Annotated in this window: 22 protein-coding genes; 6 read left to right on the forward strand and 16 right to left on the reverse strand. The window is 57.0% G+C overall.

What is annotated here, in order from left to right:
* Nucleotides 1-193 precede the first annotated feature (193 nt).
* The gene (locus EGT74_RS03200) at nucleotides 194-1,288 is read left to right on the forward strand and encodes an amidohydrolase family protein (RefSeq protein ID WP_123845087.1); all 1,095 of its coding nucleotides are present in this window, start codon (nucleotides 194-196) and stop codon (nucleotides 1,286-1,288) included.
* On the opposite strand, the gene EGT74_RS03205 is transcribed toward EGT74_RS03200, so the two are convergent.
* Genes EGT74_RS03205 through EGT74_RS03235 form a run of 7 tightly spaced genes read right to left on the reverse strand, consistent with a single transcriptional unit; the run spans nucleotide 1,269 to nucleotide 7,857 of the window.
* Nucleotides 1,269-2,216: an SMP-30/gluconolactonase/LRE family protein gene (locus EGT74_RS03205; RefSeq protein ID WP_158617979.1), complete on the reverse strand. Its 948-nt coding sequence runs from the start codon at nucleotides 2,214-2,216 to the stop codon at nucleotides 1,269-1,271. The genes EGT74_RS03200 and EGT74_RS03205 overlap by 20 nt on opposite strands.
* An 11-nt stretch (nucleotides 2,217-2,227) precedes the next feature.
* Nucleotides 2,228-3,115 (reverse strand): sugar phosphate isomerase/epimerase family protein, encoded by an 888-nt coding sequence (locus tag EGT74_RS03210; RefSeq protein ID WP_123845089.1) that lies wholly within the window; start codon nucleotides 3,113-3,115, stop codon nucleotides 2,228-2,230.
* An 18-nt stretch (nucleotides 3,116-3,133) separates the two neighbouring features.
* Nucleotides 3,134-3,946, reverse strand: a complete 813-nt coding sequence (locus EGT74_RS03215; protein ID WP_123845090.1) for an SDR family NAD(P)-dependent oxidoreductase — start codon at nucleotides 3,944-3,946, stop codon at nucleotides 3,134-3,136.
* A complete protein-coding gene (locus EGT74_RS03220; RefSeq protein WP_123845091.1) occupies nucleotides 3,946-4,974 on the reverse strand; it encodes a zinc-binding dehydrogenase in 1,029 nt (342 codons plus the stop codon). Before EGT74_RS03220 ends, EGT74_RS03215 begins: the two co-directional genes overlap by 1 nt.
* 3 nt (nucleotides 4,975-4,977) lie before the next feature.
* A complete protein-coding gene (locus EGT74_RS03225) occupies nucleotides 4,978-5,700 on the reverse strand; it encodes an orotidine 5'-phosphate decarboxylase / HUMPS family protein (RefSeq protein ID WP_123845092.1) in 723 nt (240 codons plus the stop codon).
* Nucleotides 5,701-5,710: 10 nt separating this feature from the next.
* On the reverse strand, nucleotides 5,711-6,370 hold the full coding sequence (locus tag EGT74_RS03230; RefSeq protein ID WP_123845093.1) for a 3-keto-disaccharide hydrolase: 660 nt from the start codon (nucleotides 6,368-6,370) through the stop codon (nucleotides 5,711-5,713).
* A gap of 20 nt (nucleotides 6,371-6,390) precedes the next feature.
* Nucleotides 6,391-7,857, reverse strand: coding sequence for a Gfo/Idh/MocA family protein (locus EGT74_RS03235; protein ID WP_123845094.1), 1,467 nt, complete (start codon nucleotides 7,855-7,857; stop codon nucleotides 6,391-6,393).
* Nucleotides 7,858-8,347: 490 nt separating this feature from the next.
* Here EGT74_RS03235 and EGT74_RS03240 point away from each other — a divergent pair, with 490 nt between their 5' ends.
* Nucleotides 8,348-9,589, forward strand: a complete 1,242-nt coding sequence (locus EGT74_RS03240) for an MFS transporter (RefSeq protein WP_123845095.1) — start codon at nucleotides 8,348-8,350, stop codon at nucleotides 9,587-9,589.
* 17 nt (nucleotides 9,590-9,606) lie between these two features.
* Here EGT74_RS03240 and EGT74_RS03245 read toward each other — a convergent pair whose 3' ends face one another.
* The 6 genes from EGT74_RS03245 to EGT74_RS03270 all read right to left on the reverse strand — a co-directional run bounded on the left by EGT74_RS03245 (nucleotide 9,607) and on the right by EGT74_RS03270 (nucleotide 16,558).
* The gene (locus EGT74_RS03245) at nucleotides 9,607-10,461 is read right to left on the reverse strand and encodes a sugar phosphate isomerase/epimerase family protein (protein WP_123845096.1); all 855 of its coding nucleotides are present in this window, start codon (nucleotides 10,459-10,461) and stop codon (nucleotides 9,607-9,609) included.
* Entirely contained in the window at nucleotides 10,462-11,526 is a 1,065-nt protein-coding gene (locus EGT74_RS03250; RefSeq protein ID WP_123845097.1) for a ThuA domain-containing protein, read from the reverse strand.
* A 14-nt stretch (nucleotides 11,527-11,540) separates the two neighbouring features.
* Nucleotides 11,541-14,474, reverse strand: a complete 2,934-nt coding sequence (locus tag EGT74_RS03255) for a PVC-type heme-binding CxxCH protein (RefSeq protein WP_123845098.1) — start codon at nucleotides 14,472-14,474, stop codon at nucleotides 11,541-11,543.
* A 318-nt stretch (nucleotides 14,475-14,792) separates the two neighbouring features.
* The gene (locus EGT74_RS03260; protein ID WP_123845099.1) at nucleotides 14,793-15,377 is read right to left on the reverse strand and encodes a YdeI/OmpD-associated family protein; all 585 of its coding nucleotides are present in this window, start codon (nucleotides 15,375-15,377) and stop codon (nucleotides 14,793-14,795) included.
* Nucleotides 15,378-15,791 carry a DUF1761 domain-containing protein gene (locus EGT74_RS03265; RefSeq protein ID WP_123845100.1) on the reverse strand — a complete coding sequence of 138 codons (414 nt, stop codon included), beginning with the start codon at nucleotides 15,789-15,791 and terminating at the stop codon, nucleotides 15,378-15,380.
* A gap of 71 nt (nucleotides 15,792-15,862) precedes the next feature.
* Nucleotides 15,863-16,558, reverse strand: a complete 696-nt coding sequence (locus tag EGT74_RS03270; protein ID WP_123845101.1) for a helix-turn-helix transcriptional regulator — start codon at nucleotides 16,556-16,558, stop codon at nucleotides 15,863-15,865.
* A 281-nt stretch (nucleotides 16,559-16,839) separates the two neighbouring features.
* Between EGT74_RS03270 and EGT74_RS03275 the strand changes: the two genes are divergently transcribed.
* Nucleotides 16,840-17,382 (forward strand): DUF1415 domain-containing protein, encoded by a 543-nt coding sequence (locus EGT74_RS03275; RefSeq protein WP_123845102.1) that lies wholly within the window; start codon nucleotides 16,840-16,842, stop codon nucleotides 17,380-17,382.
* 70 nt (nucleotides 17,383-17,452) lie between these two features.
* Here the strand turns inward: EGT74_RS03275 and EGT74_RS03280 are convergent, their stop codons facing one another.
* The 3 genes from EGT74_RS03280 to EGT74_RS03290 form a co-directional block, all read right to left on the reverse strand.
* Nucleotides 17,453-17,635 carry a hypothetical protein gene (locus EGT74_RS03280; RefSeq protein WP_123845103.1) on the reverse strand — a complete coding sequence of 61 codons (183 nt, stop codon included), beginning with the start codon at nucleotides 17,633-17,635 and terminating at the stop codon, nucleotides 17,453-17,455.
* Between the two features lie 178 nt (nucleotides 17,636-17,813).
* On the reverse strand, nucleotides 17,814-18,296 hold the full coding sequence (locus EGT74_RS03285) for an RNA polymerase sigma factor (protein ID WP_123845104.1): 483 nt from the start codon (nucleotides 18,294-18,296) through the stop codon (nucleotides 17,814-17,816).
* A gap of 187 nt (nucleotides 18,297-18,483) precedes the next feature.
* Nucleotides 18,484-18,963 (reverse strand): LIC11966 family surface protein, encoded by a 480-nt coding sequence (locus tag EGT74_RS03290; protein WP_123845105.1) that lies wholly within the window; start codon nucleotides 18,961-18,963, stop codon nucleotides 18,484-18,486.
* A gap of 124 nt (nucleotides 18,964-19,087) precedes the next feature.
* Here EGT74_RS03290 and EGT74_RS03295 point away from each other — a divergent pair, with 124 nt between their 5' ends.
* The 3 genes from EGT74_RS03295 (at nucleotide 19,088) to EGT74_RS03305 (ending at nucleotide 22,379) form a co-directional block, all read left to right on the forward strand.
* Complete coding sequence (locus EGT74_RS03295) at nucleotides 19,088-21,316, forward strand: ATP-binding protein (protein WP_123845106.1); 2,229 nt, start codon at nucleotides 19,088-19,090, stop codon at nucleotides 21,314-21,316.
* A 7-nt stretch (nucleotides 21,317-21,323) separates the two neighbouring features.
* Complete coding sequence (locus tag EGT74_RS03300) at nucleotides 21,324-21,947, forward strand: response regulator transcription factor (protein WP_123845107.1); 624 nt, start codon at nucleotides 21,324-21,326, stop codon at nucleotides 21,945-21,947.
* Between the two features lie 96 nt (nucleotides 21,948-22,043).
* Entirely contained in the window at nucleotides 22,044-22,379 is a 336-nt protein-coding gene (locus EGT74_RS03305; protein WP_123845108.1) for a DUF4870 domain-containing protein, read from the forward strand.
* The last annotated feature ends 6 nt before the right edge of the window (nucleotides 22,380-22,385 follow it).

The following is a 22,385-nucleotide window of genomic DNA, read 5'->3' on the forward strand; positions in this document are numbered from 1 at the left end:
ATTCGCCCCCCTTCACCGAAGCACCTCTACATGATAATATAGTACAGCATCCGGACAATCACCGGCAAAAACGCACCACCGATAAATGATATATTCGCTGCAACCTCATAGCGGCGGCGCCCGCCGGTCCGCAGCCGGAGGAAATAGCGCCGCCCTGTTTCCGGGCCGCCACGAAGAAAAAACAACGATACCCATGCGTATACCCTTCCGGATAACCGGTTTACTGATCATCGCCGGTTGCGGCGGGCCTACCACCAGCAACTCATCCTCTGCAGACACGGCCTTTTACACACCCGCCGATTTTGCGGCCGTTGAAAAGATCGACGCGCACGTACACATCCGCAGCAGCGACACCACTTTCGCGCAACAGGCGAAACGGGATAATTACCGGCTGCTGACCATTGCCGTGGATGAGCCGCCGGGCCTCGAAGCGCAGGAACAGTTCGGCATTACGCAAATGCAACTTTTCCCGCAACAGGTAAGTTTCGCCGCCACCTTTTCCCTCGACGGTTGGGGCCGGGGCGACTGGAGCCAAAAGACCATCGCGCACCTGCAATCGGCCATCGATCAGGGAGCGGTCGGGGTGAAGTTTTACAAGAATATCGGGATGGAATTGAGAGACCCGGACGGGCGCTTTGTGATGATCGACGATCCGCGGTTCGATACCGTGCTCCACTTCCTGACCGCCCATAACATCACGGTCATCGGGCACTTCGGCGAGCCGAAAGACTGCTGGCTGCCGCTGGACAAAATGCTGATGAACACCAACCGGAAATACTACACCCGCCACCCGGAGTACCATATGTTCCTGCACCCGGACTATCCTTCGTATCATGAACAGATAGCCGCCCGCAACCGCATGCTCAAAAAACACCCGCAATTACGTTTCGTTGGCGCGCACCTCGGCAGCCAGGAATGGGACACCGATACGCTCGCCATGCATCTCGACGGGCATCCCAACATGGCGGCAGACATGGCGGCGAGAATATCGTCGCTGCAATTCCTCACCATGAAAAACCACCAGAAAGTGCGGGACTTTTTTATCCGCTACCAGGATCGCCTGCTCTACGGCACCGACCGCATTTCGGACAACAGCAAACCCTCCGCCGAAGAAGCGGCGTTCATCCACGACGCCTGGCTCCGCGACTGGGCATTTTTCACCGGCAGCGACACGCTTCGTTCCTCCGCATTCGACGGTGCATTCAAAGGCTTACAGCTGCCCAAAACGGTGGTGGACAAAATCTACTGGAAAAACGCAGCAAAATGGTTCAGGGGGCTGGCGCGCTGAAGACCTGCTTCGGCACATACACGGCATGATTGGGAAAACCGGCTGATTCCCTGACGCGGCAGGGATTCGTGGGCAGGCCGCGTACCGGTACCTGTACATAAAACACATGCCCGCTGTCGGGGTATTGCTGCAGCGTTTCATCGCTCAGCTCCTGGCGCGCGGTGGTGATAAACAGCGTGTCGAGGTGGGGGCCGCCGAACACGCAGGAAGTGACATTTGGAACGGGGAGGGCAATTTTGTCCAGCAGCTCGCCGGTATGCGGGTTCCACCGGTAAACGCCGGCCCCGCCGTAATGCGCAACCCACAGCATCCCTTCCTCATCTATCGCCATACCGTCCGGGCTTCCCAGCGCGGGCGGCACTTCCACGGCGATCTTTTCAAAAGTGAGATGGCCGGTGGCCGTATCGTATAAAAAAGATTGTACCGTCCGCAGCGTGGAATCGATAAAGTACATCCGCTGATTGTCCGGCGACCAGCAAATGCCGTTGGGAATGGTCAGCCGGTCTATCTTTTTAGACAATGCCAGCTCATCGTTGAGCATATACAGCGAGCCCGCGCCGGTGATGAAATCCGTACACATGGTGCCTACCCATAAACGGCCCTGCCGGTCGCAGGCCCCGTCGTTGCAGCGGTGGGTGACCTGTTCCTGCTCGATGTCGGCCAGCCACTGGAAGCGGTTGTTGATGGGGTCGAATTTCGCGAGGCCGCCCTGCATGCCCAGCAGCAGGTTGTTGGGATCGTCAGCGACTGGCAGGATCAGTGTCACTCTTTTTTCCAGCCGCCAGTAATGGGTGGCGCGGCTTTGCCAGTCGAGGGAGAACACCCTTTGCTGCTCGATATCCACCCACATGAGTTTATTTTCATCCGGGAACCAGATGGGGCCTTCGCCCAGTATACATGCGCTTTTGCACAAAACGGCTGCTGTCATTTCCATACATTTTAAGCGGGCCAGTACTCTTTCATTTTCCGGCGGAGGAAAGCTACGCTGCGCTCCAGTTGCGCCATACCGTCCACGCCGTCTTCGATGCTGATCCAGCTGTCGAACCCTACGCGTGTCAGTTCGGTGAAGATGGCGTCGTAGTCGTTGAGGCCTTTGCCGATCTCTCCATGGCTGAGGCGTTTGGCATAACCGGCCGCCCCGCCTTCTTCGCGGCGAAGGTCTTCGATGGTGCCTTCTTTCAGGTAACGGTCGCTGGCGTGCATGGTCACTACCCTGCCGGATACACGTTTCAGTAATTCCAGCGGATCTTCACCCGCCAGGTAAGTATTGCTGGGATCGTAATTGACACCGAAACGGGGATGATGGATCATATCCACCAGCCGGCAGAACACTTCCATTTGCTGTGCAAACTCCGGGTATTCCCAGAAGTCGTCTTTGTAGTGGTTTTCGATGATCAGGGTGATGTTGCGCTCCGCGGCGTAGGGAATGCAGGCGTTGATGCAATCCGCCGCCAGCCGCAGGCCTTCCTCCACCGTCAGTTCCGGCCGCCGCTGGCCGGACAGTACGCGGCAGTAGGAGCCGCCCAGGCTGTAGGTCATATCGATCCATCGCTGCTGTTTCGCGATTTCCTGCTCCCGGAATTTTCTGTCCGGGTGCGTGAAATCCGGCGAGCAGCACATCATCGGTATCACTTTGCCTTTGTCTTCCACCTGCCGGCGGAAGCCGGCCCATCTGGATGCGTCCGCCATTTCGAGGAAGCCGGCGTACCACTCCAGTCCGTCCACGTCCAGTGCGGTGGCCAGGTCTATCCATTCGGAGAGCTGCATGCTGCCGTCTTTGCACAGCGCATGCATAAAGGCTTTCGGAAAAACAGCCAGTTTCGGCATATCGTCGCGTTTTTTCAGTTAAGGTTGATTGCCCGGTGCGGCGGGCAGGATGGATTGATCTTTGGGCGGGTTGCGGCCGATCATGGGATGTTGCTCCAGTTCCACCACCTGTCCGCTGATGGGCCCGCTTTCATCGGCCAGCCAGTATACGGCCGCCGCGGCCACTTCTTCCGGCCGCAGGATGCGCCCGGCCGGCGCGAACACACGCGGTATCTGCTGGTGCCAGTCGTCCGCCAATCCCTGCCCGCGTTTGATGGCCACTTCTTTATCCGTGAGCACCCAGCCCACGTTGATCTGGTTAACGCGCACGCCCATTTCGCGGTGAAGCGTATCGCCGAGATTGCGGCTCAGGGTCATGAGCGCTCCTTTTGAAACGCTGTAGGCAAAGAGGTTCGGTTCTCCGCTCCAGGCATTCACCGAACCGATGTTCAGCACGCACCCGCGCGAGGTGCTCAGGTAAGACAGCGCGGCCTGGATGAGCGCAAACGGCGCCAGCAGGTTCACCTCCAGGATGCCGCGGAAAAACGGCAGATCGGTGGAATGGATATCCGAGGAGGCGATCATGGCGGCGTTGTTCACCACCGCGTCGATGCGGCCAAACTTTGCGATGGCCGCGGCAACAAGGCGTTGCGGCGCTCCTTCGGCCGTGATGTCTTCGATGTGCAGCACAGCGTTGTTGTGCCCCAGTTGCTCCACGATGGTTTCGCCGGGCGCCGTGTCGAGGCCGTGGATCACGACCTTCGCCCCTTCCGCCACACAGCGGATGGCGATGGCCTTGCCGATGCCGGTGCAACTGCCGGTGATGATGATCACTTTATCTTTCAGCCGCATTATGATACAGGTTTAATGATGCTTTTCACGACCGCTCCGCTATGCATCTGCTCAAACGCCTGATGCCAGCCGTCGAGCGGCCAAATACCGCCGATAACGGGTTTCACGTCGAGCCGGCCGTTGGCGAGCAGGGCGATCACCCTTTCCCACACGGGCCAGTTATGACTGAAGCTGCCCTGCAGCGTTACGTTTTTCTGTACGAGGGGATCGATGGAAAAGTTCAGCGGTTGCGGGCCCCAGCCTACTTTCAGGATGTGCCCGTTGGGCCGCACCAAATCCATGGCCACCTTCAGCGTGGCGCTGGCGCCCGCCGCATCGATCACACAATCGGCACCGAGGCCGTCGCGTTCCCGCGCCCAGGCTGTTGCATTCCCCACGATCGTATCGCAACCGTATTGCGCGGCGATGTTGAGACGCCCGCGGTCGTTTTCCAGGCCCACCACCGCAACGTCTGCTCCGCAAAGGCGCGCCACGGCGGCGCAGAGAATGCCGATGGTGCCCGGGCCCAGCACCACTACACGGTCGCCGGGCTTCAGGTGCGCGTTGTTGACCACCGCATTGTAGGCCACGCAGCAGGGCTCCGTCAAACAGGCATGTTCAAACGGCAGGTGATCGGGAATGCGGTGCAGGCAGCGTGCGGGTGTGGACACATACCGCGTCATCGCGCCGTTCACGCCGTACCCGAAACCTTTGCGCGTGGGGTCGAGATTGTACAAGCCTATTTTCGACATCGGGTTGGCGGGGTCGATGATGGCGGCGGTTTCGCTCACCACACGGTCGCCCGGCTGCCAGCCTTTCACGGCCCTGCCGGTTTCGACGATGCGGCCGGAAAACTCGTGGCCTAACACCACGGGGTAATTCACCGTCCAGCTGTGGTCGTTGGTCCATTGATGGATGTCGCTGCCGCAAACGCCCACATAGGCCACTTCGAGCAGCACGTCTTCCTCCCCGATCCCGGGCTTCGCCACTTCGCGTATTTCGACGGCGCCTTTTTCCGGCGCATAGTTCACTACTCCAGCTGATTTCATGCATTAAATTTTAATGGCTCTTTCTTTTCCTGCCGGCACATCGCCGTAGGCATGGATTTTTTCGCAGATCAACCTTAACGATGCTTCGAGGTTACCGTCTGCCGTTTTGAATGCATCCGCATCGATGGTTAGCGGAGCGCCCAGCACCACCAGCGGCGCGCCATACGAAGGGCAGAGGATGGCCTGTTCGAGCGACAGCCCGCCCACCGCCTGCACCGGCACGCTCACGGCGGCCACTACTTCGCGCAGCTGGTCCAGCGGGCTCGGCATGCGGTGGCCTTTGGCGGCAATGCCCCGGCGCTCGTCGTAACCGATATGATGGATCACATAATCGCAGCCCCATTCTTCCAGGCGTTTCGCGCCCTCCACCATGTCCGGGCTCGCCAGGTTATCGCCCATCACTTGTACGCCAAAATCCTTTCCCGCTTTCACCACGCAGCGGATGGTTTCTTCGTGCGCCCGTTCCATCACCACTACATGCGTGGCGCCGGCTTTGCCCATCATCTCGCATTCGAGGTAGCCGCCGTCCATCGTTTTCAGGTCGGCCACAATCGGTACGCCGGGGAATGCCTCGCGCAGCTTGCGCACGCCGTGCAACCCTTCCGCCAGTATTAGCGGGGTGCCGGCCTCCAGCCAGTCAACGCCCGCACGTAAAGCCATGGCGGCGGTTTCGAGGGCTTCGTCGATGTTGGTGAGATCGAGCGATATCTGTACGATCGGTTTCATATTCGCGGTTTTAATCCGGGAGGATTTTCACTTTTAAATCTTTGTAGTACACTTTGCTTTTGGGATCATGCCCCTGCAGCGCAAAGGTGCCGCTGCCGATCAGCCGGCCGGGATGGCCTTCGGGCGATACGGCGCCGGGCAGCTCGGTGTATTCCAGCACCGTTTTGCCGTTTATTTTGATGGTGACCTGTTTGCCCACCACGCGGATGTGCTGGGTGTACCAGACGTTATCGTCCGCGAGTTTTTCCCTGATCTCCTTGATGTCGTAAAGGCTGCCGGTCCGTTTCCAGTCGGTGTGCGAGTTGTTCACCTGCACTTCGAAACCTTTGTCCGGCCAGCCTTTCTCCTGGTATTCCGTATGAAAGTATATCCCTGAATTGGAGCCCGGCGTGGTCATCACCTGTGCTTCGAATTCGAAGTTTTTGAAATGATGCCCGCCGGCATCGCCTACATAAAACAGGTGCGCCCGCGGGCCATGCACCACAATCTTCCCGTCTTCCACCGAAAAGGTCGCCGCGTTTTCCCCGACTTTCCAGCCGTTGAGGGACTTGCCGTCGAAGAGCGGCATCCAGCTTTGCTGCCGGGGATGCGCACCAGTGGAGTTTGTGACAGCGGGCGAATGGCCCATCGTTACGACCGCCGCCGCAAAGAGTAATAAAGCATGTTTCATATCGTTGCAGTTGAGGGGTTTCAGCCAAGGCTTCCCCAGCCTTTCCTGTACTCCCGTTTCACGAATTGATTGGCCGCCTCATAGTTGGTGACGCGCATGTTCTGATTGTCCCAGATCAGTTTGGTGTTGCTGCCGGGGTAATCGAATCCTTTCCCTGTTTTTCTCGGCACGGGAATGTCCGCCACCCTGATCGCCAGGTTGGCCATCAGCACCGCTTCCGTGAGCGGCCCCGACAGATCGAACGGGGCGCTTAATTCCGTTTTGCCGTACCCGGCGATGGCGCCTTCCACCCATTGCGCGTAGTGCCCGTCCGCACTGCCCGGCACACGTGCGAGCGTAGGTTTCACATTCACCTCGTTCATCCGCGAAAGCGGCAGCAACCGGGGGTTGGCGGCGTATTCACTGGCCATCATCTTTCCTTTCGTACCGATGAAAAGGATGCCGCTGTTGCCGTCGCCGAACAATTCATCCGGTCCCAGTTCCTCCGGCCTGTCGGGTTTGATGCCGCCGTCCATCCAGTGCATCGTGACCTTCCCGAGGGTTTTGTCTGTTTTGGGGAATGTTAACGTGGCGTGGCTCGCGGGCGGACAACTGTCCGGGAAAAACCCGCGCTGCCCGAATGCGGTGTACACGCTGCTAACGCTGGCCTGCACGTCGGAGGCGTATTTCAGGTTCAGCACGCGGAACGGCGCTTCGATGAGATGGCAGCCCAGGTCGCCGAGCGCGCCGGTGCCGTAATCCCACCAGCCGCGCCAGCTGCCGGGGATGAGGTTATCCACGTAGTCTTTATATGGCGCCGTGCCCAGCCATAAGTCCCAGTCGAGGCCGGATGGTACGGCCGGTTTGTCTTTCGGCCAGGGAATGCCCTGCGGCCACACGGGCCGGTTGGTCCAGATGTACACCGAATGCACGTCGCCGATCACGCCGGCGTCGTACCATTCGCGCAGCTGGCGCACACCGTCGCCGGAAGCGCCCTGGTTGCCCATCTGGGTCACTACCTTGTATCGCTTCGCCGCTTCGGTGAGTTTGCGGGCTTCGTAAATATCGTGGGTGAGCGGTTTTTGCACGTACACATGTTTGCCCAGCTGCATGGCGCCCATGGCAATGATCGCGTGGTTGTGGTCGGGCGTGGATACCGATAAGGCGTCGAAACTTTTCGATTCCTTTTCAAACAGCTCGCGCCAGTCTTTATAAAACTTCGCTTTGGGGAAACGCTCCTTCGAAGTGGCGATCATCCGTTCGTCCACATCGCAGAGGAAGCCGATGTCGGCCTTCCCGCTCTGGTAAAAACTGTTGAGGTCGGAGCGGCCTTTGCCGCCTACGCCTACGCCGGCGATGACGAGCCGGTCGCTGGGCGCCAGGAATCCCTTGCCGCCCAATACATGGCGCGGCACGATGGTGAAACCGGCGGCGGCGATGGCGGCATTTTTAATAAAGTCTCTTCTGGAACCGGAGGGTTTGTCGGGACGATGTGCGTTGTTGTCCATAGCATTTGATTTGGTAAGCCAACAATTCGGGATTTGATCTGCTGCAGCTGCGACCGCAGTATCAGCGCGGATTTGCAGCCACAATACAACCGTGGAACAAATGCCGGTGTTATTACCGGCTACTCAACAAATATCCTAATAATGCCCCCGTGGTTGTTATACTATCTTTTCCTGTTATTATCTGATGTTATCAAGCCCCGGTTTTACCTTTAAGACCGGAATTTGAAATTATTATTGCCTTCAACCATGGCGCCAAAAACTGTGATGTTCTCAAAACAATCATTAAATTTACTGATAGTATGGGGGAGCACCCAGGGGTTCATGTCCGGAACGAACCGGCCTTTTCCGTTGCGGAAAGGGGCAGGACGGCACAGGACAGTTAAACTCCCTTGTTATCCTATATTGATAAATCGGAATATCAAAGGCCGAACCTGTGTAAAAGCCATTCCGCAGCCCATTTCGCTATTGCATCACTAAAGTTCTCACGTTTATGACATCCAACACGCCAACAGTTAACAAAACCGCGTTGTTCAACGGTAGTTGCTTCGCGCTCATTACCACCGCATTCACATTCGCCATCAGGGCGGGCATCCTGCAGCAGCTGGGCCAGCAATTCAATCTCACGGCCGAGCAGCTGGGCTTCATCAATTCAATGTGGTTCCTGGGCTTCCCTATTTCCATGATCCTGGGCGGCATCTTTTATCACAGCTTCGGCCCCAAGCGCATCATGCAGGTGGCGTTTATCGCGCACGCGCTGGGCATCGTGCTCACCATTTACGCCGGCGGCTACACGCTGTTGCTGATTTCAACGCTGTTCATCGGTTTCGGGAACGGCTGTACGGAAGCGGCCTGTAACCCCATGATCGCAGACAGTTATTCCGGCGTGAAAATGAACCAGATGCTGAACCGGTTCCACATGTGGTTCCCCGGCGGCATCGTGATCGGCAGCCTTATCTCCAAATTCATGACGGATGCGCAGCTGAGCTGGCAGATACAAATGTGGGTGATCATGATCCCCACGCTGATCTATGCTTTCCTGTTCTGGGGCAAAACGTTCCCGAAACCGCATGAGGAAGGCGCCATGTCGCTGTCTGAAAACCTGCGGGCGATGATTTCCCCCACGTATATTTTCCTCTTCATCTGTATGGCCTTCACCGCCATCACCGAGTTCGGCCCGCAGCAGTGGGTAGGCCTCGTGATGAGCAACAGCGGCGCCAGCCCCATGCTGATACTCGCACTGGTGACCGGGTTGATGGCCGTTGGCCGGTATTTCGCCGGGCCGGTGGTGAAAGCCCTGGGCCAAACGGGCGTACTGCTGATCTCCGCGGTTTTCGCCGCCATCGGCATTTACCTGTTCAGCGTGGTGACCGGTCCGCTGGCATATGTGGCCGCCATCTGTTTCGCGATCGGCGTTTGTTACTTCTGGCCTACCATGGTGGGCGCGGTAGCGCAGCGCGTACCGCTTAGCGGCGCACTGGGCATGTCGATCATCGGTGGTGTGGGGATGTTCTCCAGCTCCATCTTCCAGCCCATCATCGGCCGCTGGATAGACGGGGCCAGGGCGGAAAGCGCGCAGGCCGGGCTTGCCGGGCCGCAGCTCGAACTGGCGGCGGGTCAGCAAACGCTGGCGAAGATGGCCGCATTCCCTGCGATACTCATCGTATTATTCCTCATCTTTTTCTTCTGGCAACGGAAAAAGCAGCCGGCACCTGCGGCGGCGGCTGCTCATTGATGTAATAACATCTTATCTTATTCCAGACCGTGTTTCGCGCACATCTGTCTGATCAGGCGGAGGCCTCCCTCCGCCATGTTCCACGGTTCCGAGAATTCGCGCCATACCCCGATGGAGTTGGCGAAATCCGGATCGTTGCGCGTAAAACCTTCGATGGTGAGCCAACCCTGGTAGCCGGCTTTTGCGAGGGCCGTAAATACTTCGTCCCACGCCACATGCCCGCTGCCGGGGGTGCCACGGTCGTTTTCGCTGATGTGCACATGGCCCAGCAGCGGCGCGATATAGGCAATCGCCTTGCTCATGCTTTTTTCCTCGATATTGGCGTGGTGCGTATCGAACATGGCTTTCACGTTCGGGTGGGCGGTTTTATTCACCAGGCAGGCCAGCTGCTGCATCGTATTACACAAATAACACTCAAAACGGTTCACCGCTTCGGGCGTGAGCAGGATGCCCGCCTGTGCGGCGTAGTCGCCCGCCTTGTAAAGGATCTCCGCGCTGCGTTCGTATTCTTCTTCCGTGGGCGCGCAACGTGTGAAGGTGGTGAAGGCTGAATGGAACGGGCCACAGATCACGGACGCCCGCAAGTCGTGCGCACGGTCGATGGTCCATTTGATTTTGTCGAGCGCCTTGTTCCGCACCGCTTCCGACGGGCTCACCGGGTTTTCATCAGGGCCCAGTACAAATACCGCGGTCGTTTCCAACCCGGCCGTGGCGGCGTGGTCGCCGATTTCGCGGTAAGCTTTTTCTTCCGGCGCGCCGATCAGGAATTCCACCCCATCGTACCCGGTGGTCGCCAACCGGTCTATCACCGGTTTCAGCTGGTCCGACACGATGGCCGACCAGGCCAGCACATTGAATCCGATCTTGATCATTTATTTTGCTTTGGGTTTCACAATTTCGCCTGGCATGATCACCGAATCCCAGCCCGCCAGATCGGCCGGTTTCACATGGGCCTTGTAGCCCTCGAAATTAAAGGTGGTCGGTTTGTACGGGCCTACAAAATCCACGTTGCCGCCGGGGTTGATATCCTTCTCCATCCCCATCGTCCAGAAGCAGGCATTCACCAGCATCCGACGGAACCCTTCGTTCAGCAGGTCTTCCGAAGCGCCGTGCGTGGTGGTGAACACACGCCCGCCCGCGCCGGCGCCGATTTTGTAATTGCGCACCCAGGCTACCGGCAATTCCTTTTTGGAGGTGTCGGCCGGCGCGTCCGGCGTCATGCCGTTGAGCACCTGCCCGCGCGCGAGCACCGTGGAGCCCGTTTGTTCCGGCTCCGCGTTGTAGCCCCCGCACTGTACGAACATATCTTTCACGCCCTGCAGGATGGGATGCGCTTCCTGCCCCTTTTCAATCAGCAGGCGCGATGCCTGCGCGTGGTTTTTACCGTAGTGGCCCACCCAGGTTTCACCGAGGATGGTTTCCCCGAAACCGTTGTGCCATTGCTGCTTCGGGCCTTTATATTGATAGCTGTAATGCGCCCATTCGGGATTCTTTTCGTTGTTGAAGGCGTGGGTGGCGGTGCGGAGGCCGATCACCGGTTTCCCTTTTTCGAGGTAATCGTTGATGTGCTGCATCTCCTCATCGGGGAAGTCGGCAAAGCGGGTGAAGATCACCATCAGGTCCGCGTTCTTCAGTACGTCGAGGCCGCGGAGGTCGGAGCTGCCGGGCAGGATGTACTGCTGCGAGTCGAGCCCGAACACCACCGTGCAATGGAAACCGTATCGTCTGGCGAGGATGCGCGCCAGTGCGGGCAGCGTTTCTTCCGACCGGTATTCGTGGTCGGTCGCAATAAAAACGATGTTCTTTCCTTTTCCGGGGCCGCTCTCGCCGTGGTACACCACTCGGTAATCTTCATGTGCGCTGCGGGGCTGGCTGCAGGCTACCTGCGTCAGCATCAGCAGGCATATACCCATTATTCCGGTTATCAGTTTTTCCATTGTCATAACGATTATCATTTAACGACCCTGATCACTCCGCGCATGACCTGGCCGTGCCCGGGGAAGGTACATAAAAAGGGGTAATCTCCCGGCTTCGCCGCGGCTTTGAATTCCAGTGTTTCTTCTTCGTTGTTGTTGATGAGTTTGGTGGCGTACAGCACGTTTTTATTGTCGGGGATGAACTTCTTCTCGAATCCCTTGCTGCCCAGGTCGATGGCCGCCTGCGCCACTTCATCGGCAGCGCCGGGCGATACCACCACGAGGTTGTGCGGCATAAAGTCGACGTTCTTCAGCGTCAGCCGCACCATCTGCCCGGTTTTCACGATGATCTCCTTGGTATCGAAGAGCATTTTCTCCGGGATGGTGCCTACGGTAACGGCGGCCACTCTTTTGGCCGTGAGGTCTACCGATTTGCCCGCGGGCACTTTGGTATGTACGGCGGCTACCGCATCGCTGCCATGCTCGTGGTGCGCTTTAGCGGTATTGTCACCTCGCCGGTCCCAGAACCAGGCCACCCTTTCCGCCGCATACCGTGCATGCTCCACGGAAGAGCCACGCAGCTGTTCCAGTAATTCCCTGTTCACTACGTTGTGGCGCTGATGCAGCCAGAGTATTTCGAGCAGGGCGTGTGCGCCTTCCTCACTGTCCGCGGTATATTGTTTCGCCCATTCCTTCGCCTGGTCTATCACCTCTTTCGTACTTCTGCCGCTGAGCTCGATCTGCACCTGGTGGCGGATTTCGTTGACGGGGTGTTTGAGCAGATCCAGCAATTCCTTCACCGGCCGGCCCGCTACGGGCACCGGTTCCATGAGGGGACGGCCCTTGGCGGTGACGCGGTAAATCCTGCCGTGCGTATGATCGCGTTTGGGATCCCGGATGTTGTGCTGCATGTGCCCGATGAGCGGGTTCTGCCAGTCGCTGATGTACAGGGCGCCGTCCGCTCCCACCACGCCGGAGGTGGGCCTGAAATTCGGGTCGTCCGAATACAGGAGGTCGCCGATCTCTTCTCCCCATACCTTGCCGCTGTCGTACGCCAGTTTGTAGCGTTTGATGCCCTGGAAGCCGATCACGTTATAGATCAGGAAATTGTTATCGTATTCCGCCGGGAAGTGCGGGCTGGAAAGGATTTGATGCGCAGGCACCGGGCGCACCGTCTGCTTGAGGAGGCGGCGGGTTTTGAAAGCGGAAGAATCGTCCGCCTTCGGGTCGAGGTATACCTGGTAGGCGCGGCCGGTGGTACCGTCCGTCACGAACTGGTAGCCCCATTTATCGAAGCTGATGCCGTGGGCGTTGGGGCTGTTTTCGGTCACAAAGTCGAACCGGTAAGTGCGCGGGTTGAAGCGGAACAGGCCGGGCGACCTGTTTTCCTGGTTTTTACCCCAGGGCGTTTCCACGTTGCTGAGCATGAACACGCCGCGCTGGTAATAGATGTTCCCGTCCGGCCCGAAGAACAGGTTGTTGGCGGCGTGGTGCGTGTCTGCCGCGTCGATGCCGCCCATCATCACGATGCGCACATCGGCGCGGTCGTCGCCGTCGGTATCTTTCAGGTACCAGATATTGGGGGCGGATACCACGATCACGCCGTTGTTCCAGAACTCGAACCCGGTGGGGTTGTGCACCCTGGCGAAGGTCACCGACTTGTCGGCTTTGCCGTCGTTATCCGAATCCGTCAGAATAACGAGGCGGTCTTTCATTTCTTTCAGGGGCTCCCGTTTGGGATAGGTTTCCCAGGCCGCCACCCAGAGGCGGCCTTTGGTATCCCGTTTAACCGTTACGGGGTTGGCGATCTCCGGGAATTTCTCTTCGGACGCAAACAGGTTCACTTCGAGGTCTTTGGCGATATGCATCTTGCCGATGGCCTCTTCGCCCCCGAGGTACACCACGTCCTGCTTGAAATTCGATTCCACTTTCAGCGGCGCGGGCACGTTGCTGTCGTCGATCTTCGTATCCACCGCCCACGATTCCCAGGCGCCCCAGAAGGGCTCTTCGTCGTCGGTAAGGGGCAATACGTCTTTATTTCCTTTGGCGATGGCCCATATGCGTTTGTCGCGGTTCGCCGTCATCGTATCCAGCATCACCAGTTCGCGCTGCAGGGTTTCGTAGTTGCCGTGCAGCTCGCTCCTGCTGCCCCATACGTCGTTACCATCGGTAGCGCGGTAGCGGGTGAACCAGCAGCCGTTTTTATTCAGCACGGCCTGGCGCAGTCTGGTCAGTTCCGCCTCTTTCAGATCCGGTACGGAACCGGTGAGGCCACGGACAATAGCGCGGCTCACCTCGCCGTAGCCCTCTTCGTTGAGGTGGATACCGTTGATGGTGAGCGGTTTTTCGGATTGCCCGTACAGTTTTTCCGTGGCCTCGAAGAGGTTCACGAAATCAACTTCCTTTTCCCGGCATACGGCTGCCATGGCCTCCGTATATGCCTTCAGGCGTTTGTTGTTCTCTTCGCCGGTAGGCAGATTCGGGTCGTTGAGGTTTTCGTGGGCGATGGGAGAAAACACCACAATGCGGGGGGCGTTTTTGCCGTCGTATTTTTTCTGCCGGGTGGAGTCGATCCAGCTGCCGAGTTCCTTGCCGAACGCGGCGGCCGTATTGTCGAACGACTCGTTATACCCGAAAAAAGCGAACACTACGCTGGCCTGTACGCGGGTGAGGTGCGTATCCGCGTCGCCGTAGGCTTTGTGCGCCCGCGGGCGGTGCAGCAGCTTGTCGCCGGTGAAGCCCAGGTTGCGGAACACCAGTTCCTGTTCCGGGTAGGCGGCCTGGAGGTATGCTTCCAGGAAGCCGTAATACTGCATCCGTTCTGCCAGGGCGTTGCCGACGATGGCGATCCGGTCTCCTTTCCGGAATTCGAATTTCGGACGGGAACAGGCTGCAAAAGCCACCAGGAAAACAATACAGGAGCCTCCCAGGAGGCATTTCCATAAAAAAGAAAGCTGATTAACTCTCATCAATTTAGGTTATTAGCAACGTGGTTGAATTCATACAAAACAGATATAGAGCGAATGCGCCGATTCAAAAGCCCTCATCCAAAATAGGGGCAAAAATTCGTACCACTGTCCTGCGGCATCCTGTACGGCAGCCGGAGATGCAGCGTACATGCGGGGGTAACCGGTAAATCAGGTTAAAATCCTAAAAAAACAGGGTAAAATATCATGTAAAAGGAGGAAGGGGGCCGGAGGAAGAAGTGTTCCCTCCGGGCGTACGCGCCTCTTTTTTCGCTATTTGCGGGGTAATGCTCCTTCAAATTATCCAGTGCAGCAGGAATATTATCTGAACTGCGCCGGTTTCTGCTGTTGCGCCGCGAGCGTCACCAGCTCGTCGATCCGCTTCTGCCTTGTTTCAGGCCGTTTGGCCAGCACCAGCCAATGCAGCATGCTTTTTTTGACAGACTTGCTAAGGCTCTGGAAAAACCGCTTCGAACCGCGGTGCGTTCTGAATGCCTTGTCGAGGTCTTTGGGGATCACCAGTTCCTCCACTTCGTCGAGGAGCGACCATGAACCGTTCTGTTTGGCCGTTTCGATGCTGTCGTACCCGGCTTTCGTCATCAGCCCATCGTCTATCAGCCGCTGCACCTTTCCCTTGTTGATCTTCGACCAGCCGCTGTTGGGCTTCCGCTTGCAGAAAAACTGCATGAATCTTTCGGCGTCCATCGGTTTTTTGGTGCTGTCGATCCAGCCGAAACAAAGCGCTTCGTCTACCGCCTCGCTGTAGGTGATGGTGGGTATGCCGGCCGCCTGTTTTTTATAATAGACAAGCCAGACACACTGTTGCGAACGATGGTGCTTTTTCAGCCATTGCCGCCACTCGTGCCGGCTTGCCGGGCAAAAAGTGGGTATTTCCTTTTTATCCATTTATTTCATCGCGGTTAAAATCATACTGACGATCAAAATGCCTGTTAAATGATACGATCCGCTGATCACACCATACAGGATGGGCCGGGGAATATTCGGATTGATGGCGATATTCACCGTATTGGCCACCAGGAAGCCGATGCCGATGAGCAGGGCGAACGCCACCGCATCGCCCCAGCCCGATATATCCAGCGCATACAGCAGTACGGCCGTGGCCAGGGTGATCACGAGGCTGCACAGCGCCGGCCCCACTATAAAAATAGGTTTGTTTGGCAACGTTTCGTTTTCGCGGCCCAGGGAAATTTTATACGGCCGGCTGAAAAACAGCGTAAACCACAAGGCGCCGAGCAGAAAATACACCACGAAGGCCAGCAGTACGCTCACCCAATTCAGGTTTGCTAATTGATTCATCATAAGGTTTGAAGTTTATGATGCAAAGCTAGCGGGGGCGAGTGACAGCCCTGTGTCAGGGGTCGAAAATAAAATCAATGGTACCGGTCGAAGAACTCCTGCAGGGTCATGTTATGCGGGTTGAATCGCTCACTGAGCACTTCCAGTTTTTTGATCCGGTCGAGCCGGAAATACCGGAACTCTTTCCGCAGGCGGCACCAGGCCACCAGCAGCCAGTTTTCCATGGTGCTCAATAACGCGAAGGGCTCTATCAGCCTGCCGGATGTTTTGTTGGCTTCGTTGGTGTATTCGATGCGGGTGAGGAAAAAGTTCGTGAGTGCGAACTGGAGGTCGGATATATGATGGCTGTTCCGTTCCCTTTCGAGGTTCCGGGAAAAGCGGGTACGGTCGGCCAGCAGGTTGGCTTTGTCTTTGACCGGGTGTTTTAATACCGCTTTGATTTTATCGATGGCGGCGGAGTAGTCTTTGATAAATGAGGCGTCTTTATTTCTCAGCACCAGCTGTTCCGCAAGGATCAGGGCATTGGCCTCGTTTTCACTGAACATAACCGGCGGAATGCGGTAATGTTCCATCAGGGAATATCCCTTCCCTTCTTCCGTGACGATCGGCACCCCCGCCTGTTCCAGCGACCGGATGTCGCGGTAAATCGTTCTGACGCTGACGGAGAATTTAGCGGCCAGTTCCGTGGCCGTCGATATCCGTTTCGTCTGCAACCGGGTGAGGATGGCCGTCAGCCGGGAGAGCCTTTTGATGTCGGTAGTGGTGTCCATGTTATCCTGGCCGCAAAGATCCGTTTTTTTTCTTTACAGATCGGCGCCCCCCGGTTCCGGCCGGAACATGCGACTCACGAGTCGAAAATGTACAATAAGTATGGATTGTGTTTTTGTATCGGAACCTGTTCGCAACAGCGCCTGCGGCCGGATTCAGAAGGTAACCGGCGACGGGCATTTTTCTTTAAACCCCTCAGCTGGATGGAATTACCTACATTCGTGAAAGCCCGTAAGGCTTGCCGGCACGGTATTTCCCGTCCGCCGGGCATTAAAATCAAAAAATGGATCAAACCGCGGAAATTATCGCTCAAACAAGGAATTGGATCAAAGTGACAGTGATAGGGTGTAATTTCTGCCCGTTTGCCGCCAGGGAGGTGAAGCAAAACAGCGTGCGTTACGAGGTCGCTTACGCCGGCAGCGCCATTACCGCCAGGCAGGCTTTCCTCAACGAATGCATCCGGCTGGATAAAGACAGCAGCATCGGCACCACCCTGCTCATTTTCCCGGATACATACGCCGTGTTCGCGGATTACCTGAAACTCGTCAGGGTGGCCGAAGAAGTAATACGGCGGAAAGGTTACGAAGGCGTTTACCAGGTGGCGGGGTTCCATCCGCTATACCGGTTCGCAGATGCCCTGCCGGACGATGCGGCCAATTATACCAACCGGTCCGTTTACCCCATGCTGCATTTGCTGCGGGAAAGCAGTATCCATAAAGCCATCACGAATTACCCCAACCCGGAAGGCATCCCGGCCCGCAATATCGAATTTGCCCGCCAGAAAGGCGAAGCGTATATGAAGCTGCTGCGGGATAGTTGTTTGTAATACGCACACTCACCCAACCCAGGTTTGTGCTGCAAGCTGGATCGGGTGAGTGACTACTCTCAAAAACATCTTAATGGCCATATTTCTTCCCGGCTGCCGGTTCCCTGTTTTTGCCGTTCCTTTCGGCATGGATGGCATCCGTGCCGGGCAACAAGCCCGGTTGGCGCGATGTGTTGTTGGCCCGTGGTTTCCCGGTCAGCCAGCTGACGGATTTCAGCATGCACTGTTGAATGCTTTTGCAGATCCTGATCATTGTTCACCATTTTGAGTTTGAGATAATGGTATGGCGAAGCCGTGATCTGCGAGCAACCGTGGCCGGCCCGGCATGTCTGCTGCAAACTGTCCGTTTGCGGGTGAGGTGTAATGTGTCATTGCCAAGAATTTCCTATTTATAACACAATGGCCCCGATATCACCCACGGCGTGCAAAAATTATTGCCGGCTGGCCTTCCGCAATTGCTGGAGGCATTTATATTTCTGGTTATCGGCGGTGTGGCGGTTTTTCCAGCCCATCCGCACGGCGAGTTTTTCCATGGGCTCCTGCAGGAAATAGATGGAGCGGATGATCTGCCGGCAGTGCTGCGTAATGCTGCGCAGCCAGCGGGGCAGCTGTTCCCGTAACGGGGTAGCCTGGGTTTCCTCGGGCATATCCGCGAATGCCTCACAGGGGATGATTTTCTGCCGTTCTTTCAGTTTGTTGAGCCAGCAGTTCCTGGCGATGGCGAAGAGGTAGGTTTCCAGGGTGGATGTGAGCACGAAGCCCGGCTCTTCCCGTTTTTTAAGCCATACCAGCAGGGCTTCCTGGAAAACATCGCGGGCATCGTCGATATCCCCGCTGTTCCGCTGCACATGTGCGGCGATTTTCGGGAAGAGGTGCTGGTATAAAATGTCCGGGTGCTGCGCCGTTGCTTCCATGATCTGTTCGTTTAATACCTGGCTGTAAATTACAGCTTTGCCTGTATTAATAATCGAAAACGCGGGAAATCACCCAGGCACGCCAAAAAAAATTACTGGCCGGTAGCCGGCGCATATAAAACAGCAAGAGAGGGCCTGAAAACGGCCCTCCCTGTTGTAAAAACATGTATAGAGACAATCTGTATTGCTACTTGCTGAATTTCTTCTCGAACTCGTTGGAGGCCTTGTTGATCTTTTCACCGATGGCGTCGAAGGAGCTGTTGATCGTGTTGAGCGTAGCCTGGATCTGGGGCTGCACAGTAGTGTCGCCGCCTTTTTCCTTAGTACGCAGGTCGATCAGCGTTTTGTACGATTCGTCGGCGATCTTTTTGTACCCTTTCAGGCCTTCGGCCACGGCCGATTTCAAACCTGCATCGTCTTTGATGGCGGGCAGTTTGTCCACTTCACCGATGGATTTGCCCAGCTCATCCGCCCAGGTTTTCCGTACGGCTTCCGCTTTGGTATAATCTCCGCCGGTCATCGCTTCGTTCATGGCGTTCATGTTCTTTTCGTTCCCGTTCATCAGGGTCATCAGCTTGTTGTTGTATTCCACGGGGTTGGGGGCTGTACCGCAGCTGGCGAAGAGGGCAACACTGAAAAGGGCGATCATCGTTTTGAGTTTTTTCATCTTGCTGAAATTTTTTGTGATTTGATGTCACAAAAGTAATGGCCCCCTCCCGGCAGGGATATCCCTGAAACCAGCCATTTTTAAATCCCGCATAATAGTAAATTTGCCTACTGAACCAGGAACCATGCGATTGATATACCATATAATTTGCGCTGCCGCCCTGATAATCGCAGCCGGTACCGCGCACGCGCAGGTAGTGGAAGATTCGTTGCGGAAAATAGTGGCGCAGCGCCACCTGCCGCTGGAACAGCGCATCGACGCGATGGACCGGCTCGGCCAGGTAGTGTTTTTCAATACCGGCTGGAACGAAGGGCTGGCGGTGATGCGCAGCTCCCTTGCCCTGTCCGCCCCCATGAAAGACGGCCGCTACCGGGCACGCACCTACGGCATCATGGCCGCTTCCAGCTTCATCGCCGGGGATACCGAAACCGCCTACCGGTATTTCGACAGCGCGCAGCACTACATCAACCGCTCCTCCAGCGGCCTGATGAAAGGGTATGTGCTGTATATGAAAGGCTGGCTGGAAAGCCGCAGCCACAAGGAAACGGACGCCATCCGCACGCTGCAGCAGGCGCTCGACGTGCTCGAAAAAGAGCCCGAAGGCCTGCGCTACCGGCAGCCTGTTTACTCCGAACTGGCAGGCATCTACATCAAATGGTACGACCTCCCCAACGTCGAAAAATATACCCGTCTTTCCCTGGAAGCGGCCATCCGGTTGAAGGAGCTGGAGAAAATGATCAGCACCCACCAGGAAAGGGGCTCCTATTTCCTGAACCTCTACCGCGCCGACACTTCCCGGAAACCGGCGCTGGATTCGGGGCTCTTTTACATGCGGCGTTCGCTCAACCTGGCCCGCGCCAACCGGGAACGGTTGATCACGCCCAGCAATATCCCCTTTTCGGCCATCGGCATCGCCAGTATTTTCCTGGAGCATTTCCCCGCAACGCCCGCCAATAAAGACAGCGTGAACTACTACAACAGGATAGCGCTGGAAGAAAGCCGGATAACCCGGCAATACGCCGTGGAAGCGGCGGCATACAATACGCTGGCCAGCATCTCCATGAACCGGGGCGACTACGACGATGCCATCGCCAACCTGAACAACGCCATCGGCATCAGCATAAAAGACCCGCTGTACGACAAATTCAACCTCTCGCAGTCGTACCTCGTGCTGGCGCAGGCCTACGAACTGAAGCGCGACACGTCCATGGCCCTGTTCAATTACAAACAGTACATGAACCTCTACCAGGAGCTGTTCGATGTGGAGAAGATGAACAAGGCCAAAGACCTCGAAGCACGCTATGAAATGGCCCGCAAGGAACGCACCCTGCTGGAGATCAGGCTGCTGGCCGAACAGCGGAACCGCGAACTGATACAGGCCAGGTACCTCTCCGGGCGGAAAGACAAGGAGCTGCTCGAAGCCCGGTACGCCTCCATCGTGAAAGACAAAGCGCTGCTCAACGCGAAATATGCCGCCGGCGTACAACTGAAAGCCCTCGACAGCGCCAATTTCAGAACCGCCCAGCGCGAGCAGGAACTGAAAGCCATCGGCGAACGGTTCAACTACAACCGGAAACTGAACAAGATCTATTCCGTGCTCACGGTGGCGCTGCTGCTGTCTGCCGCGTTTTTATATTACGCGTTCAAGCAGCGGTCCAAAGCCCTCCGGCAAAAGCAGCAGCTGCACGACCTGGAGCTGGACAGGCTCAGCCAGGAGCACCGCATGACCGTACTCTCCGCCATGCTCGAAGGGCAGGAACAGGAGCGCACCCGCCTGGCGCGCGACCTGCACGACGGGCTCGGCGGCCTGCTCTCGGGCGTCAAGATCGAACTGTCCACGCTGCACCAGCCCGCCGCCACATCCCCGCAGCAGGCCGTGGTCCAAAAAACCATGCACCATCTCGACAATGCCGTGGAAGAGCTCCGCCGGATAGCGCGGAGCATGATGCCGGAAGTACTGCTGAATTACGGGCTGGGCGAAGCCGTGCGGGAATATTGCAACGGCCTGAAACAATCCGGTGTGCCCGTATCGTGCCAGGTATTCCATTACCGCAACAACATGAGCCACAGCCGCCAGGTCACCCTGTACCGCATCATGCAGGAGCTGGTCAACAACGCCGTCAAACACGCCGCCGCCTCGCAGATACTTGTGCAGCTCCAGCAGCGCGACGATCGTATTTTCCTCGTGGTGGAAGACGACGGCAAAGGTTTCGACCCCGCCCAGCAGCGGGCGCTCAAAGGCGCCGGGCTGGCCAACATCCGGTCGCGCGCCGAAATGCTGCAAGGTACCCTCGAAGTGGAAACCGCCCCCGGCACCGGTTCCGCTTTCACCATTGAATGTGCCGTCAACTAAACTTCGTATGATAAAAGTATTGCTGATAGACGATCACCCGATCGTGATGGAAGGATTGAAAAACCTGCTCTCCCAACAGGAAGATTTTACCGTGGCCGGTTGCTGCAGCACCGGCAAAGAAGGGCTGCAGGCCATTGAAACCCTGGCGCCCGACGTGGTGCTGCTCGACATCAACCTGCCCGACGTGAGCGGCATCGACATCTGCCGGCAGGTGCGCAAGCACGACAAAGACGTACGCATCATCGCCCTCAGCGTGCACAACGAACGCCCCGTGATCAAAAACATCCTGGGCAGCGGCGCTAACGGGTATGTGCTGAAAAACTCCGTGGGTGAAGAGATCATCACCGCCATCAATGCCGCCCTGAACGGTGAAACCTACCTCTGCCACGCCGCGCGCAACATCGTCAGCACCATCCAGGAAGGCGAGCTCACCGAAATCCCCAAAATAACGCGCCGTGAAAAGGAGATCATGCTGCTGGTGAGCAAAGGCCTCACCACAGCGCAGATCGCGGAACAATTGTTCATCAGCTTCCACACCGTGGAAAGCCACCGGAAAAACCTCATCGAAAAGTTCGACGTCAGCACCATGACCGCCGTGATCAAACTCGCCACACAATACGGCCTGTTATAGCTGGCTGCTAAAATTGGCTGATTTCAGGGATATCGCTACCCTCCCCGCCGCTGTAGTTTTGCTGAAACAAATATTCACCATCAAAACCAAATCAGCATGGACAGAAAAACCATAGCGGTCATCTCCTACCTCAGCATCATCGGATGGGTGATCGCCTATTTCCAGTACAAGGACAAAAAGCAGGATCCCTTCGTGGCCTACCACCTCAAGCAGGCTTTGGGCATCGCCATCATCAGCATCCTTCTCGGCGTGGCCATCAACGTGGTGGTCAGCATCGTGCCTGCATTGTCCGTAGTGGCATATGCCAACGTCATCATCCTCGTACTGTGGGTGCTGGGCATCATCAATGCCCTGAACGGGCTGAAGAAACCCGTGCCCGTTGTTGGCCCGGTGTTCGAACACAAGTTCGCATTCCTCAATCCCGGCGCCTAACCTCCT

It is taken from the genome of Chitinophaga lutea, from assembly GCF_003813775.1.
Taxonomy (GTDB): Bacteria; Bacteroidota; Bacteroidia; order Chitinophagales; family Chitinophagaceae; genus Chitinophaga; species Chitinophaga lutea.

Bases quoted from the DNA above. Each gene is read 5' to 3' on its own strand.
- EGT74_RS03200 (WP_123845087.1), top strand. From the start codon at position 194: ATGCGTATACCCTTCCGGATAACCGGTTTACTGATCATCGCCGGTTGC.
- EGT74_RS03205 (WP_158617979.1), bottom strand. From the start codon at position 2,216: ATGACAGCAGCCGTTTTGTGCAAAAGCGCATGTATACTGGGCGAAGGC.
- EGT74_RS03210 (WP_123845089.1), bottom strand. From the start codon at position 3,115: ATGCCGAAACTGGCTGTTTTTCCGAAAGCCTTTATGCATGCGCTGTGC.
- EGT74_RS03215 (WP_123845090.1), bottom strand. From the start codon at position 3,946: ATGCGGCTGAAAGATAAAGTGATCATCATCACCGGCAGTTGCACCGGC.
- EGT74_RS03220 (WP_123845091.1), bottom strand. From the start codon at position 4,974: ATGAAATCAGCTGGAGTAGTGAACTATGCGCCGGAAAAAGGCGCCGTC.
- EGT74_RS03225 (WP_123845092.1), bottom strand. From the start codon at position 5,700: ATGAAACCGATCGTACAGATATCGCTCGATCTCACCAACATCGACGAA.
- EGT74_RS03230 (WP_123845093.1), bottom strand. From the start codon at position 6,370: ATGAAACATGCTTTATTACTCTTTGCGGCGGCGGTCGTAACGATGGGC.
- EGT74_RS03235 (WP_123845094.1), bottom strand. From the start codon at position 7,857: ATGGACAACAACGCACATCGTCCCGACAAACCCTCCGGTTCCAGAAGA.
- EGT74_RS03240 (WP_123845095.1), top strand. From the start codon at position 8,348: ATGACATCCAACACGCCAACAGTTAACAAAACCGCGTTGTTCAACGGT.
- EGT74_RS03245 (WP_123845096.1), bottom strand. From the start codon at position 10,461: ATGATCAAGATCGGATTCAATGTGCTGGCCTGGTCGGCCATCGTGTCG.
- EGT74_RS03250 (WP_123845097.1), bottom strand. From the start codon at position 11,526: ATGGAAAAACTGATAACCGGAATAATGGGTATATGCCTGCTGATGCTG.
- EGT74_RS03255 (WP_123845098.1), bottom strand. From the start codon at position 14,474: ATGAGAGTTAATCAGCTTTCTTTTTTATGGAAATGCCTCCTGGGAGGC.
- EGT74_RS03260 (WP_123845099.1), bottom strand. From the start codon at position 15,377: ATGGATAAAAAGGAAATACCCACTTTTTGCCCGGCAAGCCGGCACGAG.
- EGT74_RS03265 (WP_123845100.1), bottom strand. From the start codon at position 15,791: ATGATGAATCAATTAGCAAACCTGAATTGGGTGAGCGTACTGCTGGCC.
- EGT74_RS03270 (WP_123845101.1), bottom strand. From the start codon at position 16,558: ATGGACACCACTACCGACATCAAAAGGCTCTCCCGGCTGACGGCCATC.
- EGT74_RS03275 (WP_123845102.1), top strand. From the start codon at position 16,840: ATGGATCAAACCGCGGAAATTATCGCTCAAACAAGGAATTGGATCAAA.
- EGT74_RS03280 (WP_123845103.1), bottom strand. From the start codon at position 17,635: ATGATCAGGATCTGCAAAAGCATTCAACAGTGCATGCTGAAATCCGTC.
- EGT74_RS03285 (WP_123845104.1), bottom strand. From the start codon at position 18,296: ATGGAAGCAACGGCGCAGCACCCGGACATTTTATACCAGCACCTCTTC.
- EGT74_RS03290 (WP_123845105.1), bottom strand. From the start codon at position 18,963: ATGAAAAAACTCAAAACGATGATCGCCCTTTTCAGTGTTGCCCTCTTC.
- EGT74_RS03295 (WP_123845106.1), top strand. From the start codon at position 19,088: ATGCGATTGATATACCATATAATTTGCGCTGCCGCCCTGATAATCGCA.
- EGT74_RS03300 (WP_123845107.1), top strand. From the start codon at position 21,324: ATGATAAAAGTATTGCTGATAGACGATCACCCGATCGTGATGGAAGGA.
- EGT74_RS03305 (WP_123845108.1), top strand. From the start codon at position 22,044: ATGGACAGAAAAACCATAGCGGTCATCTCCTACCTCAGCATCATCGGA.